The sequence below is a fragment of the Bordetella genomosp. 10 genome (assembly GCF_002261225.1).
In the GTDB taxonomy this organism is placed as follows: Bacteria; Pseudomonadota; Gammaproteobacteria; order Burkholderiales; family Burkholderiaceae_B; genus Bordetella_C.
This window is the reverse complement of record NZ_NEVM01000002.1, coordinates 818,539-832,983: the sequence shown is the minus strand read 5'-3', so window position 1 is coordinate 832,983 and position 14,445 is coordinate 818,539. Positions and strand designations below refer to the sequence as shown.

The 14,445-nt window shown below is 67.2% G+C and carries 14 protein-coding genes and 1 pseudogene; 6 read left to right on the top strand and 9 right to left on the bottom strand.

Features of this window, described 5'->3' with window-relative positions; all coding sequences use genetic code 11:
- Positions 1–18 precede the first annotated feature (18 nt).
- On the bottom strand, positions 19–1,014 hold the full coding sequence (locus CAL29_RS13070) for a hydroxyacid dehydrogenase (RefSeq protein ID WP_094853436.1): 996 nt from the start codon (positions 1,012–1,014) through the stop codon (positions 19–21).
- Positions 1,015–1,198: 184 nt separating this feature from the next.
- On the opposite strand from CAL29_RS13070, the gene CAL29_RS13065 reads away from it, so the two are divergent.
- A complete protein-coding gene (locus tag CAL29_RS13065; RefSeq protein ID WP_094853435.1) occupies positions 1,199–2,107 on the top strand; it encodes a LysR family transcriptional regulator in 909 nt (302 codons plus the stop codon).
- A 73-nt stretch (positions 2,108–2,180) separates the two neighbouring features.
- On the opposite strand, the gene CAL29_RS13060 is transcribed toward CAL29_RS13065, so the two are convergent.
- From CAL29_RS13060 to CAL29_RS13050, 3 genes are all read right to left on the bottom strand, one after another.
- Positions 2,181–3,101, bottom strand: a complete 921-nt coding sequence (locus CAL29_RS13060) for an SMP-30/gluconolactonase/LRE family protein (RefSeq protein ID WP_094853434.1) — start codon at positions 3,099–3,101, stop codon at positions 2,181–2,183.
- Positions 3,102–3,130: 29 nt separating this feature from the next.
- Positions 3,131–4,117: a Bug family tripartite tricarboxylate transporter substrate binding protein gene (locus CAL29_RS13055; protein WP_306430685.1), complete on the bottom strand. Its 987-nt coding sequence runs from the start codon at positions 4,115–4,117 to the stop codon at positions 3,131–3,133.
- A 115-nt stretch (positions 4,118–4,232) separates the two neighbouring features.
- On the bottom strand, positions 4,233–5,507 hold the full coding sequence (locus tag CAL29_RS13050; protein ID WP_094853433.1) for an RNA-guided endonuclease InsQ/TnpB family protein: 1,275 nt from the start codon (positions 5,505–5,507) through the stop codon (positions 4,233–4,235).
- A gap of 86 nt (positions 5,508–5,593) precedes the next feature.
- Between CAL29_RS13050 and tnpA the strand changes: the two are divergent.
- The 5 genes and pseudogenes from tnpA to CAL29_RS13025 all read left to right on the top strand — a co-directional run bounded on the left by tnpA (position 5,594) and on the right by CAL29_RS13025 (position 9,361).
- Positions 5,594–5,963, top strand: a pseudogene (gene tnpA / locus CAL29_RS13045) (IS200/IS605 family transposase).
- Between the two features lie 264 nt (positions 5,964–6,227).
- Positions 6,228–6,509, top strand: coding sequence for a biotin--protein ligase (locus tag CAL29_RS13040; protein WP_094853432.1), 282 nt, complete (start codon positions 6,228–6,230; stop codon positions 6,507–6,509).
- Positions 6,510–6,550: 41 nt separating this feature from the next.
- The gene (locus tag CAL29_RS13035) at positions 6,551–7,327 is read left to right on the top strand and encodes a lipoate--protein ligase family protein (protein ID WP_094853431.1); all 777 of its coding nucleotides are present in this window, start codon (positions 6,551–6,553) and stop codon (positions 7,325–7,327) included.
- Between the two features lie 176 nt (positions 7,328–7,503).
- On the top strand, positions 7,504–8,328 hold the full coding sequence (locus CAL29_RS13030) for an RsiV family protein (protein WP_094853430.1): 825 nt from the start codon (positions 7,504–7,506) through the stop codon (positions 8,326–8,328).
- Between the two features lie 301 nt (positions 8,329–8,629).
- On the top strand, positions 8,630–9,361 hold the full coding sequence (locus CAL29_RS13025; protein ID WP_256977434.1) for a DUF2239 family protein: 732 nt from the start codon (positions 8,630–8,632) through the stop codon (positions 9,359–9,361).
- Between the two features lie 109 nt (positions 9,362–9,470).
- Here CAL29_RS13025 and CAL29_RS13020 read toward each other — a convergent pair whose 3' ends face one another.
- The 5 genes from CAL29_RS13020 to CAL29_RS13000 all read right to left on the bottom strand — a co-directional run bounded on the left by CAL29_RS13020 (position 9,471) and on the right by CAL29_RS13000 (position 14,349).
- Positions 9,471–10,760, bottom strand: coding sequence for a Glu/Leu/Phe/Val family dehydrogenase (locus tag CAL29_RS13020; protein WP_094853428.1), 1,290 nt, complete (start codon positions 10,758–10,760; stop codon positions 9,471–9,473).
- A 316-nt stretch (positions 10,761–11,076) separates the two neighbouring features.
- Positions 11,077–11,784 (bottom strand): ABC transporter ATP-binding protein, encoded by a 708-nt coding sequence (locus tag CAL29_RS13015; protein ID WP_094853427.1) that lies wholly within the window; start codon positions 11,782–11,784, stop codon positions 11,077–11,079.
- A 4-nt stretch (positions 11,785–11,788) separates the two neighbouring features.
- The gene (locus CAL29_RS13010) at positions 11,789–12,511 is read right to left on the bottom strand and encodes an ABC transporter ATP-binding protein (protein ID WP_094853426.1); all 723 of its coding nucleotides are present in this window, start codon (positions 12,509–12,511) and stop codon (positions 11,789–11,791) included.
- Positions 12,498–13,496: a branched-chain amino acid ABC transporter permease gene (locus CAL29_RS13005; protein WP_094853425.1), complete on the bottom strand. Its 999-nt coding sequence runs from the start codon at positions 13,494–13,496 to the stop codon at positions 12,498–12,500. Before CAL29_RS13005 ends, CAL29_RS13010 begins: the two co-directional genes overlap by 14 nt.
- 1 nt (position 13,497) lies before the next feature.
- Positions 13,498–14,349 (bottom strand): branched-chain amino acid ABC transporter permease, encoded by an 852-nt coding sequence (locus CAL29_RS13000; RefSeq protein ID WP_094853424.1) that lies wholly within the window; start codon positions 14,347–14,349, stop codon positions 13,498–13,500.
- Positions 14,350–14,445: the final 96 nt, after the last annotated feature.

The following is a 14,445-nucleotide window of genomic DNA, read 5'->3' as shown; positions in this document are numbered from 1 at the left end:
GCCGCGGTCACGATGCAGTCACGCACCGGCGGTTCCGCCGCGCGCCAGCACCGCCGCGTTCACGCACGCCGCCGCATCGGCCGGTTCTCCGCGCAGCCAGCCAAGCACGTTGCGCGCGGCGCCCGACGCCATGGCCGCCAGCGCGGCCGGCGTCGAGCCGCCCACGTGCGGGGTCAACACTACATTGCGCAGCCCGGTCAGCGGGCTGCCGGCCGGCAAGGGCTCCACCGCCATCGTGTCGAGCCCGGCGGCATGGAGCTGGCCCGATTGCAAGGCGCGCACCAGGGCGGCCTCGTCCACCACTTCACCGCGCGCGGTGTTCAACAGGATGGCGCCCTTGGGCAGCCGGGCCAGGCGGGCGTCATCCAGCAGATTGCGCGTATGGTCGTTCAAGGGCACGTGCAGGCTGAGCACGTCGCAATGCGGCAGCATCTCGTCCAGCGCGTCCCACAACCTGACGCCCTCCACCGGACTGCCCGCCCCGCGCAGCGCCGGATCGTGGGCATGCACCTGCATGCCCAGCGCCAGGCACACGCGCGCCACGCGTTGCCCGACCTGGCCGAAGCCCACCAGGCCGAGCGCGCGGCCGTGCAGCTCCAGGCCATCCTGGGCGCGCGACCAGCGCCCCGCGCGCAACTCGCCGTCCATCCAGTTGATGCGGCGAGCCGCCGCGAGCATCAGTCCCAGGGTCAGCTCCGCCACGGACTGCGCGTTGGCGCCCGGCGTCATGTAGACGGGGATACCGCGCGCGGTGCAGGCCGCCACGTCGATATTGCTGACGCCGACGCCGTGCTTGGAAACCACCTTCAGCGTGGGGCAGGCGGCGATAGCCTGCGCGTCCAGCGCCACGGTGCGGGAAATGACGGCGTCCACGGGCTCGGCGGCCAGGATGTCGCGCACGCCCTGGACGTCGTCGGCGTCGGGCAGGTAGATCACGCGCGCGCCCGCGGCCCGCAGCAGGTCCACGCCGGCTGGCGCGAGTTTGGGGGCGGTGACGAAAACGGTGGGCGTCATGGCAGGCGCTCCACGCGGATGGAAGGGATGGGAGGAGTCGCGCCCTGGCGGGCGTCCAGCGAGGCAGTCACGATATCGTCTCCGTTCAATTGTTCTTGTCGTGAAGGCAAAATTGTCGGCGCCGACGATTGATGCCGTCTACTGTAAAATTTTGATCAATTGATTCCCATGGGAAATCAAACTCGTGGACCTGCGTGATCTCAAGTACTTCGTGGCGCTGGCGCAAGCCGGCAATACCCGGCGCGCGGCCTCGGCGGTGCATCGCTCGCAACCGGCCCTGGTGAAGGCGATCACCCGCCTGGAAGCCTCGGTGGGCGCGCGCCTGTTCGAACGCGTGGGACGCAGCCAGCGCCTGAGCGCCGCGGGCGCGGCCCTGTTGAAGCGCGCCACGCCGCTGCTCAATGCCGCGGACGCCGTGCGGGACGAAGTCGCCGCGCTGGGACAGGGCACGGCGGGCATCGTGCGCCTGGGGTGCGGCCCGCTGGGCGCCGAGTACCTGCTGCCCACCATCTCGCAACGCCTGCTGCGGGAAGCGCCCGACGTGCAGCTCAAGCTGCTGATCCGGATGAACTACGAATCGCGCATCGAGCTGCGCGACGGCAACCTGGACCTGGTGCTGGGCTTCGTGCCGGACCACGACGACGACGAGTTCGTCTACGACACCCTGCTGGAGGACATCGTGGTGGTGGCGGCGGGCGCGGGGCATCCCATCCTGCGGTCGCGCAAGGCCGTTACGCTGGAGCAGATGACGCGTTATCGCTGGGCGCTGCCCAACGTCAGCGTGGCCAGCCGCCTGTGGCTCGACCAGGTCTTCGAATCGCGCGGGCTGGCCGCCCCGCGCACGCAGATCGAGACCAACTCCATCCCCCTCATTCCGCGCGTCATCGCGGACACGCATCTGCTCAGTTTCGTCTCGCGCCGGACGATACAGGCCAGCCGCGGCCGCCTGCGCGAAATTCCGCTGGAGGCCACCACGCTGGTGCGCAACTTCGGCCTGACGTATCCGAAGGACGTCAGTCTCTCGCCCGCGGCGGAGAAGCTGGTGAAGCTATTGCGCGAGCACGGGCAGGCGCTGTTCCATCGGATGGATTGATCCTGCCGCGTGCCCGCGCGGCCACCTCGCGCGGCTTCACATGCACCGCCGCGCGGGAAGCCGTGCGCAAGGCCTAGGCGTGCGAGAACAGCGGCAGGCCTTCGTGCGGCAGCGTCGCCGTCAACAGCGTGCCGGTCTGGGACTCGACCATGATCAGTTCCCGCGTCCCCGGCCGGTAGGCGAGATTCGTCAGCGTGGCGCCGACGGGGCTGCGGACGTAATGCGTGATCTCGCCGTGCGCGTTGAGGACGAAGGCGCCGCGCAGGCTGGCATGCCCCACGGCCACGCCGCTCTGGACGTCGACGGCCAGGCCGTCCGGCCCGCTGGTGCCGAAGAAGGTCTGGAACTGGCCGACCTTGGCCGTGCCGCCGGTGGCCGGCAGGGGCGCGCGCCAGACGGCGTTGCCCCGCGTCACCGCCAGATAGAGCGCGCTGCCGTCGGCGTTCAGCGCCAGGCCGTTCGGGCTGGGGGCGTTGCGAATCAGCGCTTCCAGCCTGCCGTCGGTGTCCAGGCGGTAGACGTGGCCGGTGGGATCCTGCATCCCGGTCTGCCCCTGGTCCGTGAACAGCAGCCTGCCCTGGCCGTCGAAGGTCAGGTCGTTGATGCCCCTGAACGATTCGCTATTGCGATGCGGCAGGACGGGCTCCGGGGCGTCGGCGCCCGGCTCCAGGCGCAGGATGCCGCGCCGGTAATCGGCGATCCACAGGCTGCCGTCCCGATGGAAGGCGCTGCCGTTGGGCCAGCCGTCGTACTGCGCCGCCAGCGTCCAGTTCAAGGCGGTATCGATGCGGAAAATGCGCCCGTTGGGAATATCGGTGACCCAGAGATTGCCGTCGCGGTCGAAGGACGGCCCTTCGAGGAAGCTGTCCAGCAATTGGCCGGGCTTGTTGGCGTCGCCCCAGGCCGTCTTGCGCGCCTCCCGGAAGCGATCCGGCAGCCTGGTGAGGACGGTGGCGTCGATGATTTCGGGCGGGGTAAAAGTCAGGTTCCACATGGCAGGATGCTCGTTTCGGCTGTTGATGCTCAATGCGGCGTAATGCCGGCGCTGAGCGCGATGTCCGACCACGCCGCGGTTTCCTTGGCGATGCGCGCGGCGAACGCCGCCGGCGACAGGCCGCCTGGTTCCGCGCCCTGCTCAGCCAGCCGCTTCTTCAAGTCCGGATCGTCCAGCGCGCGCTTGACGTCCTTCGCGATGGTGTCGATGACGGCGGGCGGCGTCCCCTTGGGCGCCGCCAGCCCGAACCAGTTCACCACCGCGTACTCGGGCAGGCCGGCCTCGGCGAAGGTCGGCACGCCGCTCAGCGCCGGCAGCCGCTGCGCGCCGGTCACCGCCAGGGCGCGCGCGCGGCCGCCGCTCACCTGGGGCAAGGCCGTGGGCGCCGCGGTGACCAGCACGTCCACCTGGCCCGCCACCAGGCCCATCATGGCCTCGCCGGCGCCCTTGTACGGCACGTGCGTGATGTCGATCCCCGCGTCCTTGCCGAACAGGGCGCCTTGCAAATGGGTCGAGCTGCCCGCGCCGCCCGAGCCGAAATTCAGTTTTCCCGGATGGTCGTGCGCGTAGCTTCGGAGTTCGGCCAGCGTCTTGAAGGGCGAGCTGGACGGCACCACCAGCACCACCGGCGTCTGCACCAGGGTCGTCACCGGTATCAGGTCATGCTCGTGGTCCCAGGGCAGTTTCGCGAACAAGGCCGGCAGCATGGCGTACGACGTATCGCTGGCCAGCAGCGTCGCGCCGTTGGGCTCGCTTCGAACCACCTGCAGCGTGCCTATGGTGCCCGAGCCGCCGGCCTTGTTCTCCACGATGAAGGACCCATGGGTCTGCTCGGACAGCTTCTGCGCGATGAGCCGCGCCGAGAAATCGGTGGTCCCGCCCGCCGCATAGGGCACCACGATGCGCACCGGCCGGTCCGGCCAACGCTCCGCCGCCTGCGGCGCCGCCATCGCCATGAAGCCCAGGCACAGCCCCAGGCCGATCGCGCGCGCCTTCCGCCACTGTTTCTTCTGCATGCTTGTCGTCTCCGTTGTCGGACGGGCACGGCGCCCGTCTCCTGTTTTTCGGGGCATTGTGGCGTTGCCGGACGAGGTCTGTCCGCTCGAAAGTTGTGTTGACATCCTCCCCCGCCTAAAGGCAGGGGATTCCTACGGCGCTCATTGCAGGCACAGTGCCTGAACAAGTCGCTTCGGTGGGTTCCTGCTTCACAGAGGCTGCACGCTCGGCCTTTGCAGGCGTTGCGTGGCTGACATCCTCTCCACAGGCTAGCCGGGCGTGCCCCGCCCTTAAAACATTGATGGCGCCGACTTCATCGGCGTTGGCTTCGTGACCGCATTGCACACATCGGAACTGCGCTTGCGTTTTGCGGTTCTCTGCTGACACATGGCCGCAACATGGGCAGGTACGGCTGGTGTTTTGCGGCGGCACGGCAATGAGCATCCCGCCGTTCCAGGCCAGCTTGTATTCAAGCTGCCGCCTGAACTCGAACCAGCCTTGATCGAGGATGCTTTTGTTCAGGCCAGACTTGGCCCGGACGTTTTTTCCCGGTTTCTCCATACTCCTCGCCGCCGACCGGGACATATTCCGTACCTGCAAGTCCTCGATACACACCATCGCGTGGTTTTTGCTGATCGTGGTCGTGGCCTTGTGCAAGTAGTCGCGGCGAGCATTGCCGATGCGCGAATGGATACGCTGGACGCAGGCCTTCGCTTTCTTCCAGTTGTTGCTGAACCTGGCCTTGCGGCTCATTGCCCGCTGGTAGCGGCGCAGGCGGGTTTCGTGTCTCTTGAAACTGGCCAACGGCGCCAGGTATGTGCCATCGGAGAACGTGGCGAAGCGGGTGATGCCCATGTCGATACCGATTGCCGACGTGGCTTGCGGCACGGGTTGATCCACTTCACGCTCGGTCTGGATGCTCACAAACCACTTGCCGCCCGACTGGCTGACGGTGGCATTGCATAACTTGCCCAGTACCGGACGCGACAGCCGCAACCGCATCCAGCCAAGTTTCGGCAGGAAGATACGGGCGTTGCCTGGGTCGAGCTTGAACTGCTTGGCGTCCGGGTAACGGAAGCGCTCGCTCTGGCCTTTGCGTTTGAACTTCGGGAAGGCTGCGCGTTTGGCGAAGAAGTTTTTGTAGGCACGCTCCAAATCCTTGAGTGCGTGCTGCAACGGATGCACGGGCGCATCCTTGAGCCACGGCGTTTCATCGCCATTGCGCCACGCTGTCAGGTGATTTGCCATGGCGACATAGCCGATGAACTTGCCACCCGCTTCGTGATTGGCCTTCTGCAACGCCAATGCCTTGTTGAACACGAACCGGCATGAGCCGGCAAAGCGCCGCATCTGGCGCTGCTGCTGGCCGTTCGGACACAGTTCGAATTTGAAGGCTTGGAGGCGTTGCATGCGCACAGTATAGGTTTGCCTATGCGCAACGACAACGTCACGACAACGACAACGACATCGGACACGGAAGACACTGCGTATTCTTGATGCGCGTCCATCTGGACTTCGTGACCAAATATCGGCGTGGGGTGTTCACCAAGACCATTCTCGATGACCTGCGCGGCATCTTTGCCGAAATGTGCGCCCGACTTCGAGGCGAAACTGGTGGAGTTTGAGGAAGAAGATGGGCATGTGCGCCTGCTGGTGAACTATCCGCCAAAGGAGTCCGTTTCTGCGCTGGTCAATAGCCTCAAAGGCATCTCCAGCCGCATGATCCGCAAGATAAACCATCCAGGCATCCGCAAGAGGCTATGGGGCGGTGCGCTGTGGTCGCCGTCTTACTTTGCGGGCAGTTGCGGGGGTGCCCTCATCGCAGTGATCCGCCGATACATCGAGCAACAGCAAACGCTCCATTAGGTGCAGTCTGCGGCATCGAGCCGCAGACTGCGCCACATTATCCTTCCTCCCCATGAAGGGCGAGGGGCGCCGTGCTATCCGATCAATTGATTCCCGCCCGTTATCAGAACGGAAAGCCCGTTCCGCGGGCAATCCCGGCGCAAAGCCGTTAAGATTCCAGGCGGCGCACGCGACGGAACGCGCGGTGCGCGCGCAGGCTGCGCACGCGGCAATGCCCTTGCCCACGCGGCATTTATTGAACACGAGGCCAGGACGGTGCAAGCAATGAACGGACACGGCGAATACAAGGTTCCGGGCGGCAAGCTGGTTGTCGCCGACGTCGGTGTACAGGCCGGGCGCCTGGCGCGCGTGCAGATCAGCGGCGACTTCTTCCTGGAGCCGCCCGAGGCGCTGGCCAGGATAGACAAGGCGCTGGTCGGCCAGTACGCCGACGCCGGCGAAACCGAACTGGCGCTGGCGGTGGCGGCGGCGCTGCCGCCCGAGGCCGAGATGTTCGGCTTCTCGCCCGAAGCGGTGGCCATCGCGGTGCGGAGGGCGCTGGCGTGATCGCGCCGGGCCGCTCCCAAGCGTGACAGGGGGATACATCCATGACCCGCAGCACATGGCGCGATCACGACTGGCAGTTGATCCATGAAGGGCCCCGCCCGCCCTTGCAGCACATGGCCCTGGACGCCGTCCTGTGCGACGAGGTCGCTGCCGGCCGGCGGCCGCCCACGCTGCGTTTCTGGGAATGGTCGGCGGGCGCGGTGGTGATCGGCCGCTTCCAGTCGGTCAGGAACGAAGTGGATCCCGAGGGCGCGCGACGGCACGGCATCGAGCTGGTGCGCCGCGTCAGCGGCGGCGGCGCGATGTTCGTCGAACCGGGCAACACCATCACGTATTCGATCTACGCGCCCCTGTCCCTGGTCGAGGGCATGAGCTTCCAGGAGTCCTATGCCTTCCTCGACCAATGGACGCTGGAGGCCTTGGAATCGGTGGGCATCAAGGCCTGGTACCAGCCGCTGAACGACATCACCTCCGCCAGCGGCAAGATAGGCGGCGCCGCCCAGGCGCGGCGCGGGGGCGCGGTGCTGCACCACGTGACCATGGCCTACGACATCGACGCGGACAAGATGGTGCAGGTGCTGCGCATCGGCCGCGAGAAACTGTCCGACAAGGGCACGGCCAGCGCCAAGAAGCGGGTCGATCCGCTGCTGACGCAGACGGGCATGCCGCGCGAGCAGATCATCGCGCGCATGATCGAGGTCTTCAAGGCGCGGCATGGCCTGACCGCGGGCGCGATCGCCGCCGACGAACTGGCGCAGGCCGACCGGGAGGCGCGCGAGCGCTTCGGCACGGAAGCATGGCTGTACCAGGTGCCATGAAGAAAGCGCCATGACGAAGATGCCATGAAACATGGCGCCATGAGGAAGATGCCGTGAAGCAGGCCATGACGCGCGGCGCCGGCCGACGCGCGCCGGCCGCGCCCGCCGATTCCGCTATCATCACGCGGCGGGGCGTCGAGACGCCACGCACGCGATCCCCGCAGGAATGACCGACGATGCCGAACCCCTCCCCCTTCTCCCGCCGCGCCGCGCGCGCCTTCCACGCCGCCGGCGCCGCGCTGTGCCTGGCCCTGCTGGGCGCCTGCGGCAGCGCTCCTCCGGACACCATCAGCCTGCCGTCGAAGCAGGCCGGTCCCGTCGTGCAGCACGGCGACGTCGACGTGAAGTCGATCGAGTGGAAGCGCACTAAGCCGCACTGCAAGGGCGACACGTGCCCGCGCATCGAGGTCGACTCGGTGGCCTTCCCCGCCATTCCCCGGCTGACCCAGTTGATCGACCACGTGCTGGCCTACATGACGGGCACCGACCAGCGCCTGCGCGGTCCCTACGAAACCCTGGACGAGTACGCCGACTGGTTCTGGAAGACCGCCCAGCCGGGCGACGCCACCGACTTCAAGGCCAGCGTGAAGGACACGGTGGGCGACATCATCGCCATCGAACTGCACACCCAGCAGTACTTCGCCGGCGCGGCCCACGGCATTCCGGCCACGCAATACCTGAACTGGCAACGCACGCCCGGCCGCGTGCTGGCGCTGGACGAAGCCATCATCCCCGGCCGCCACGATCAATACACCGCCGCCTTGCGCAAGGTCTACGACCAGTGGCTGGCCCGCAACGACGACGCCAAGCGCGACCCCGCCGGCTACGCCCGCGCCTTCCCTTTCGAGGAAAGCGACAACTTCGCCCTGACGCGCGACGGCGTGGTGGTCAAGTTCGACGCCTACAGCATCGCGCCCTACTCGTACGGCGAACCTGAACTCACCATCCCCTACGACGCGCTGGTGGGCGTGTTCAAGCCGGAGTTCCTGCCGAAGAAATGAACGGGCGCCGGCAGGGCCGCGTTCCGCCGCGCCGCGCTTCATGGCGCGCCGCTCACACCCGGCCATAGCGCAGGACAAGGACCGGACCCAGGCGCATCGGGGCTACGGGGCATCGTGCGGCCAAAGCGTGAAGCGCTGCCTGGCGCTCACAGGGCTGTACTTTTCATTTAAGAATAATTATCGTTCTCGATATAAGCATTCCGGCTTGCCGGACGCTTGCTCGATCGCAGGATGCCTGCGTCTCGATTTAATTTAACCCGGGTAATTTGCAATTAATTTGTACCCGGATAATAATATCGAGATGTTTATTACACCGCCCTCCTACACGCCCATGCCCTCCTCGTCCCCCGTGTCCAAGACCGCCTCGTCCCCCGCGCCGGATCCCGCCCTGGCCGCTTCTTCGTTCACCAGTTTCGACGGCCATCGCCGGCTGGCCAGCGGCTCCATCCAGGACGCGGCCATTGCCTTGAAGCAGGCGCTCGACAAGGGCGCCGCCGGCCCCTTGCTGCTGTTCGACGACAGCAACGGACGCACGGTGGACATCGATACGCGAGGCACCGCGGCGGACGTCGTCTCGCGGCTGGCGGCGCACCCCGTGGTGGTGGCGATGGCGTTGGCCGCCGAGGCGGCGGCGTCGGCGGTCGCGGCCGAGGATGTGGCAGCCGCCGCCCAGCCGCGCGGCCGGGGACGTCCCCGGCTCGGCGTCGTGGCGCGCGAAGTGACGCTGCTTCCCCGCCATTGGGAATGGCTGGCCGCGCAACCCGGCGGCGCGTCCATCGCGCTGCGCAAACTGGTGGAAGAAGCGCGCCGGTCGGGCGGAGAGAAGGCGCGTATCCGCAAGGCGCGCGAATCGGCATATCACTTCATGCTCGCCGTCGGCGGCGACCTGCCGGGCTTCGAGGAAGCCAGCCGCGCCCTCTTCGCCGACGACCGCGCCGCCTTCGCCGCCCATATCGATGCCTGGCCGGCGGACGTGCGCGATCACGCCCTGCGGCTGGGTTTCGACAACGCGGCGGAAAGCGCCGCGCAATGAAAACGCCCCCCCTTCTGGGGGGCGTTTTGCACCGCGGAGCGGGTACGGAGCGGGCTTTCTACAGGATGAGCTTTCCTTCCCGGCTATCGACCACCATGGCGCGCGTACATCACGGATACAGGCCGCGCACCTGGCGCGCCTGCAGGATGCGCGTGCAAGCGACGATGAACGCCGCGGTGCGCAGCGTGACTTTCTGCTCGCGCGCCACCTGCGATATCGATGCGTAGGCTTCGCGCATGATGCGTTCGAGGCGCTGGTTGATCTCTTCCTCGGTCCAGAAGAAGCTGGAGAAATCCTGCACCCATTCGAAGTAGCTGACCGTCACGCCGCCGGCGTTGGCCAGCACGTCCGGCACCACCAGCGTGCCCTTGTCGAACAGGATGTCGTCGGCTTCCGGCGTGGTCGGGCCGTTGGCGCCTTCCACCACGATCTTCGCGCGGATCGAAGGCGCGTTCTCCGCCGTGATCTGCGATTCCAGCGCGGCCGGGATCATGAACTCGGTTTCCAGCTTCCAGAATTCCTTGGGATCCAGCGCTTCGGCCTTGCCGAAGCCGCCCACGCCGCCGTTGCGCGAGACATGCACCAGCAGTTCCGGCACGTCCAGGCCGGCGGGATTGTGGATGGTGCCGGTGTGGTCCTGCACCGCGATGATCTTGGCGCCCACGTCATGGAACAGGCGCGCCGCCGTGCCGCCCACATTGCCGAAGCCCTGCACCACCACGCGCGCGCCGGCCACCGGGATGCCGGCGTCGCGGGCGGCCTCGCAGCCGACCACGAACACGCCGCGGCCCGTGGCCTCGACACGGCCCAGGCTGCCGCCCAGCGTGATCGGCTTGCCGGTGACCACGCCGGTCGCCGTGGCGCCTTCGTTCATGGAATAGGTGTCCATCATCCACGCCATGATCTGGGCGTTGGTGTTGACGTCCGGCGCGGGAATGTCCTTGGAGGGTCCGATGATGACGCCGATCTCGCTGGTGTAGCGCCGCGTGATGCGCTCCAGCTCGCCCTGCGAGAGCGTGCGCGGGTCGACGCGGATGCCGCCCTTGGCGCCGCCGTAGGGCAGGTTGACGGCGGCGTTCTTGATCGACATCCAGGCCGACAGGGCCATCACTTCCGACAGCGTGACGTCCTGGTGAAAACGCACGCCGCCCTTGCCGGGGCCGCGCGAGGTGTTGTGCTGCACGCGATAGCCCTCGAAATGGGCGATGCGGCCGTTGTCCAGTTCTACGGGCACGTCGACGATGAGCGCGCGCTTCGGGCGCTTCAACGTTTCCACCCAGCGGCCCAGGGCGCCCAGGTAGGGAGTGACGCGGTCGACCTGCTGGAGGTAGACGCCCCAAGGTCCCAGATGCTGCGGGTCCAGATACGAGGGCAAGGCGTGGGTAGGCGTTTGCGACATGGGCAGTGGCTCCGTAGGAAAGGATGCCGCCATTTTGCCAGAGATCTTTGTCTCGTCCCTAATAATATTTAATAAAACAAAATTAGGGACAATACATAAATACCCTGCTGTGCGGCATTGACGCGACGTTTGTCACGGACCGGGCTCCGTGATTCCCTGTACTTCACAAAACTTACATAAACGCCCCACAGGAAAGGAAGGCGGAATCCCTTCCGCAGCGCTCACCCTCGCGGCGGAACGAAGAAAAAAAACGGCGGCGCCTGGAAGGCACCGCCGGTTCCTTCGACGCCGCGGGGCGCCGCGCGGCCCCCTCCCGTCACATGCCCAGATAAGCCCGCCGCACCTCGTCCGAGGCCGCCAGTTCGACGGCGCTGCCCGACAGCGCGATGGCGCCGCTCTGCATCACATAAGCCTGCGTGGCGACTTCCAGCGCCGCCGCCATGTTCTGCTCGACCAGCAGCACCGACAGCTTCTCCTCGCGGTTCAGCGCCGCCAGCGCGTCGAACACCTGCTCGACCAGCAGCGGCGACAGGCCCAGGCTGGGCTCGTCGATCAGCAGCAGGCGCGGTCCGCTCATCAGGGCGCGGCCGATGGCCAGCATCTGCCGCTCGCCGCCGGACATCGTCCCGGCGAGCTGCTCGCGCCGCTCGCGCAGGCGCGGAAACAGCGTGTAGACGTGCTCCAGCCGCCGCTTGTAGACCGCCTCGTCGCGCACCGTGTAGGCGCCCAGCCGCAGGTTCTGCTCCACGGGCTGGCGCGCGAAGACGCGCGCGCCCTCCGGGATCAGGGCGATGCCGCGCGTGACCAGCGTCTCCGGCCGCGTGCCGGTGATGTCCTGGCCCTCGAAGACGATGCGGCCGGACGCCGGCTTGACGTTGCCGATGATGGCCGCCAGGGTGCTGGACTTGCCCGCGCCGTTGGCGCCGAGCAGGGCCGTGATCTGCCCTTCCCGCACTTCCAGGGAAATATTGCGCACGGCCTGCACGCCGCCGTAGGCGACGCTCAGGTTCTCGACTTTCAACATCACATCAGGCACGGTGCTTTCTCCCCAGGTAGGCCTCGATGACGGTGGGATTGCGCACGATGTCCTGCGGCGGTCCCTCGGCGATCATCTGGCCGAAGTTCAGCACCATGACGCGCTGGGCCAGCCGCATCACCACTTCCAGCACGTGCTCGACGATCACCAGCGTGACGCCGGCCTGGTGGATGCCGCGCAGGATTTCCGCCAGCGCGATGGCCTCGGTCGGGTTCAGGCCGCCGGCCACTTCGTCCAGCAGCAGCATGCGCGGGCTGGTGGCCAGCGCGCGCGCCAGTTCCACCCGCTTCTGCCCCGCCACGTTCAGGCCGGCCGCCTTGACGTCGGCGCGCTCGCCCAGGCCCACCAGGTCCAGCACGTCGCGCGCCGCCTCGCGCGCGTCCGCCAGGCGCGGATGGCGCAGCAAGGCGCCCACCATGGCGTTCTCCAGCACCGTCATCTGGCCGAAGTTGCGCGGAATCTGGTAGGTGCGCACCAGGCCCATGGCCGCCACCTGCTCCGGCTTCAGGCCCAGCATGGACTGGCCGTTGAAGGTCACCGAGCCGGAGGTCGGCGCGTGATAGCCGACCAGCCCGTTGAACAGCGTGCTCTTGCCGGCGCCGTTGGGCCCGATGATGGCGACGATCTCGCCCTCGCCCACCGACAGGTTGATGTCCTTGTTGGCGACCAGGCCGCCGAAGCGCTTGGTCAGATCCTTTACTTCAAGCAGAGCCACGGCGCCCCCTCAACGTCACCAGACCGCCGGGCAGGAACATCGTCACCAGCAGGATAGCCAAACCGAACACCAGCAGGTCCAGGCCCAGGCCCGAACTGCCCCACATGACGCGCGTGCCTTCCGACAGCGGAAGCAGCAGCGCCGCGCCTATCCACGGACCGACCAGGCTGCCCACGCCGCCGAGGATGGCCACCAGCACCATCTGCACGGACATGGTCAGGCTGAACATCGAATCGGGATCGATGAAGCCCACGTACATCGCGAAGAAGCCGCCCCAGGCGCCGGTCAGCGCGGCCGACAGCACGAAGGCCAGCATCTTGTAGCGATCGGCCGGCACGCCCAGGCTGCGCGCCGCGCCCTCGTCGCCGTTGATGGCGCGCCAGTAGAAGCCGACGCGCGAGTGCACCAGGAAATAGGTCACCAGGAAGGTCGCCAGGCCCAGGCCCACCGCGATCCAGTAGTACGGCACCTTGCTGCGGAACTGCAGCATCCAGGGCGCGTCGCCGATCGGCGATTCCAGGCCGACGGCGCCGCCCGCCCAATCCCAGTTGATCATCAGCAGCAGGCCGATCTGCAGCAGCGCGATGGTGGCCATGGCGAAGTAATGGCCCGACAGGCGCAGCGTGGGACCGCCGACGACGTACGCCAGCAGCGCCGAAATCAGCGCGCCGACCGGGATGCCGATCAGGGGCGTGAGCTTCAGGTGCTGGAGCAGCAGGATGGTGGTGTAGGCGCCCACCCCGACGAACACGCCATGCCCGAAGGAGACGCGGCCGAGGAAACCGCCGACCAGGTTCCAGGCCGCGCCCAGCGCGCCGAACAGCACGATCTGCAGCAGCACCTGGATGGTGAACTGGTCCTTGATGACCGTCGGCGCCAGGGCGAACAGCACGGCCAGGACGACCGCCACGACCAGCGGCGCGCGCGAATGAACGGCCTTGGCGGGAGACGCCGCGACCGGATCGAGTTTGTTTTCTATCGTCATATCACCACCGCCCGAACAGGCCGCGCGGCCGGTACCAGAGAACCAGGATGAAAAGGATGAAGATGCTGACCGTCTTCAGCGCCGGGGCCACGAAGTAGCCCGTCATCGCCTCGATGATGCCGATCAGCACGCCCGCGATGAAGGCGCCCGGCAGCGAACCGAACCCCCCCATGCACACCGCCACGAAAGCCAGCAGGCCGAACACCAGGCCCACCGAGGGGAACACGTAGAAGAAGGTCGTCAGCAGCGCGCCGGCCAGGCCCACCGCGGCGCTGCCCAGCATCCATACCTGGGCATTGACGCGGTCCGGCGAGATGCCGACCAGCGCGGCCACGTTCCGGTCCTCCGCCACCGCCTGAAGGGCGTGGCCCCAGCGCGTGCGGTAGACCAGCCAGAACAGCGCGATCACGACCACCAGCGCCACCAGCCCCGTCACCACCTGCGGGCGGCCGATGGAGATGCCCAACAGGCTCACGCTGCCGGACACCAGCGTGTCGGGCAGACTGCGATAGTCGGGCGTGAAGGCGATGAAGGCGAGCTGGCGCAGCACGATGCCCAGGCCGAAGGTGGCCAGGATGACCGCCATGGGCGGCCCTTTCTGCAGGCGCTTGATGATCAGCGCGTAGGTCAGGAAGCCGACGAAACCCAGCAGGATGGCGACCAGCGGCGCCGACAGGGTCGGGTCGACGTGGCCCAGCGTGAAGAGCCAGTAGGCGGCGTACATCGCCAGCATCAGGAATTCGCCGTGGGCGAAGTTGATGACGTCGGTGATGCCCCATATCAACGCCAGGCCGACGGCGACGGCGGCGTAGATCAAGCCGTTGAACAAACCGGCGGTGAGTGCTTCGAACATGCGGTACTCCCACGGCGGACCAACGAGAATCCGCCGGCGGTTGCGGTACAGGCGGGCGCGGCCACGCTACGATCCATGCGCGGCGCGCGCCCGGGC

Coding starts and splice junctions, on each gene's coding strand:
- CAL29_RS13070 (WP_094853436.1), bottom strand. CDS start 1,014: ATGACGCCCACCGTTTTCGTCACCGCCCCCAAACTCGCGCCAGCCGGC.
- CAL29_RS13060 (WP_094853434.1), bottom strand. CDS start 3,101: ATGTGGAACCTGACTTTTACCCCGCCCGAAATCATCGACGCCACCGTC.
- CAL29_RS13055 (WP_306430685.1), bottom strand. CDS start 4,117: ATGCAGAAGAAACAGTGGCGGAAGGCGCGCGCGATCGGCCTGGGGCTG.
- CAL29_RS13050 (WP_094853433.1), bottom strand. CDS start 5,507: ATGCAACGCCTCCAAGCCTTCAAATTCGAACTGTGTCCGAACGGCCAG.
- CAL29_RS13040 (WP_094853432.1), top strand. CDS start 6,228: ATGAACGGACACGGCGAATACAAGGTTCCGGGCGGCAAGCTGGTTGTC.
- CAL29_RS13035 (WP_094853431.1), top strand. CDS start 6,551: ATGACCCGCAGCACATGGCGCGATCACGACTGGCAGTTGATCCATGAA.
- CAL29_RS13030 (WP_094853430.1), top strand. CDS start 7,504: ATGCCGAACCCCTCCCCCTTCTCCCGCCGCGCCGCGCGCGCCTTCCAC.
- CAL29_RS13025 (WP_256977434.1), top strand. CDS start 8,630: ATGTTTATTACACCGCCCTCCTACACGCCCATGCCCTCCTCGTCCCCC.
- CAL29_RS13020 (WP_094853428.1), bottom strand. CDS start 10,760: ATGTCGCAAACGCCTACCCACGCCTTGCCCTCGTATCTGGACCCGCAG.
- CAL29_RS13015 (WP_094853427.1), bottom strand. CDS start 11,784: ATGTTGAAAGTCGAGAACCTGAGCGTCGCCTACGGCGGCGTGCAGGCC.
- CAL29_RS13005 (WP_094853425.1), bottom strand. CDS start 13,496: ATGACGATAGAAAACAAACTCGATCCGGTCGCGGCGTCTCCCGCCAAG.
- CAL29_RS13000 (WP_094853424.1), bottom strand. CDS start 14,349: ATGTTCGAAGCACTCACCGCCGGTTTGTTCAACGGCTTGATCTACGCC.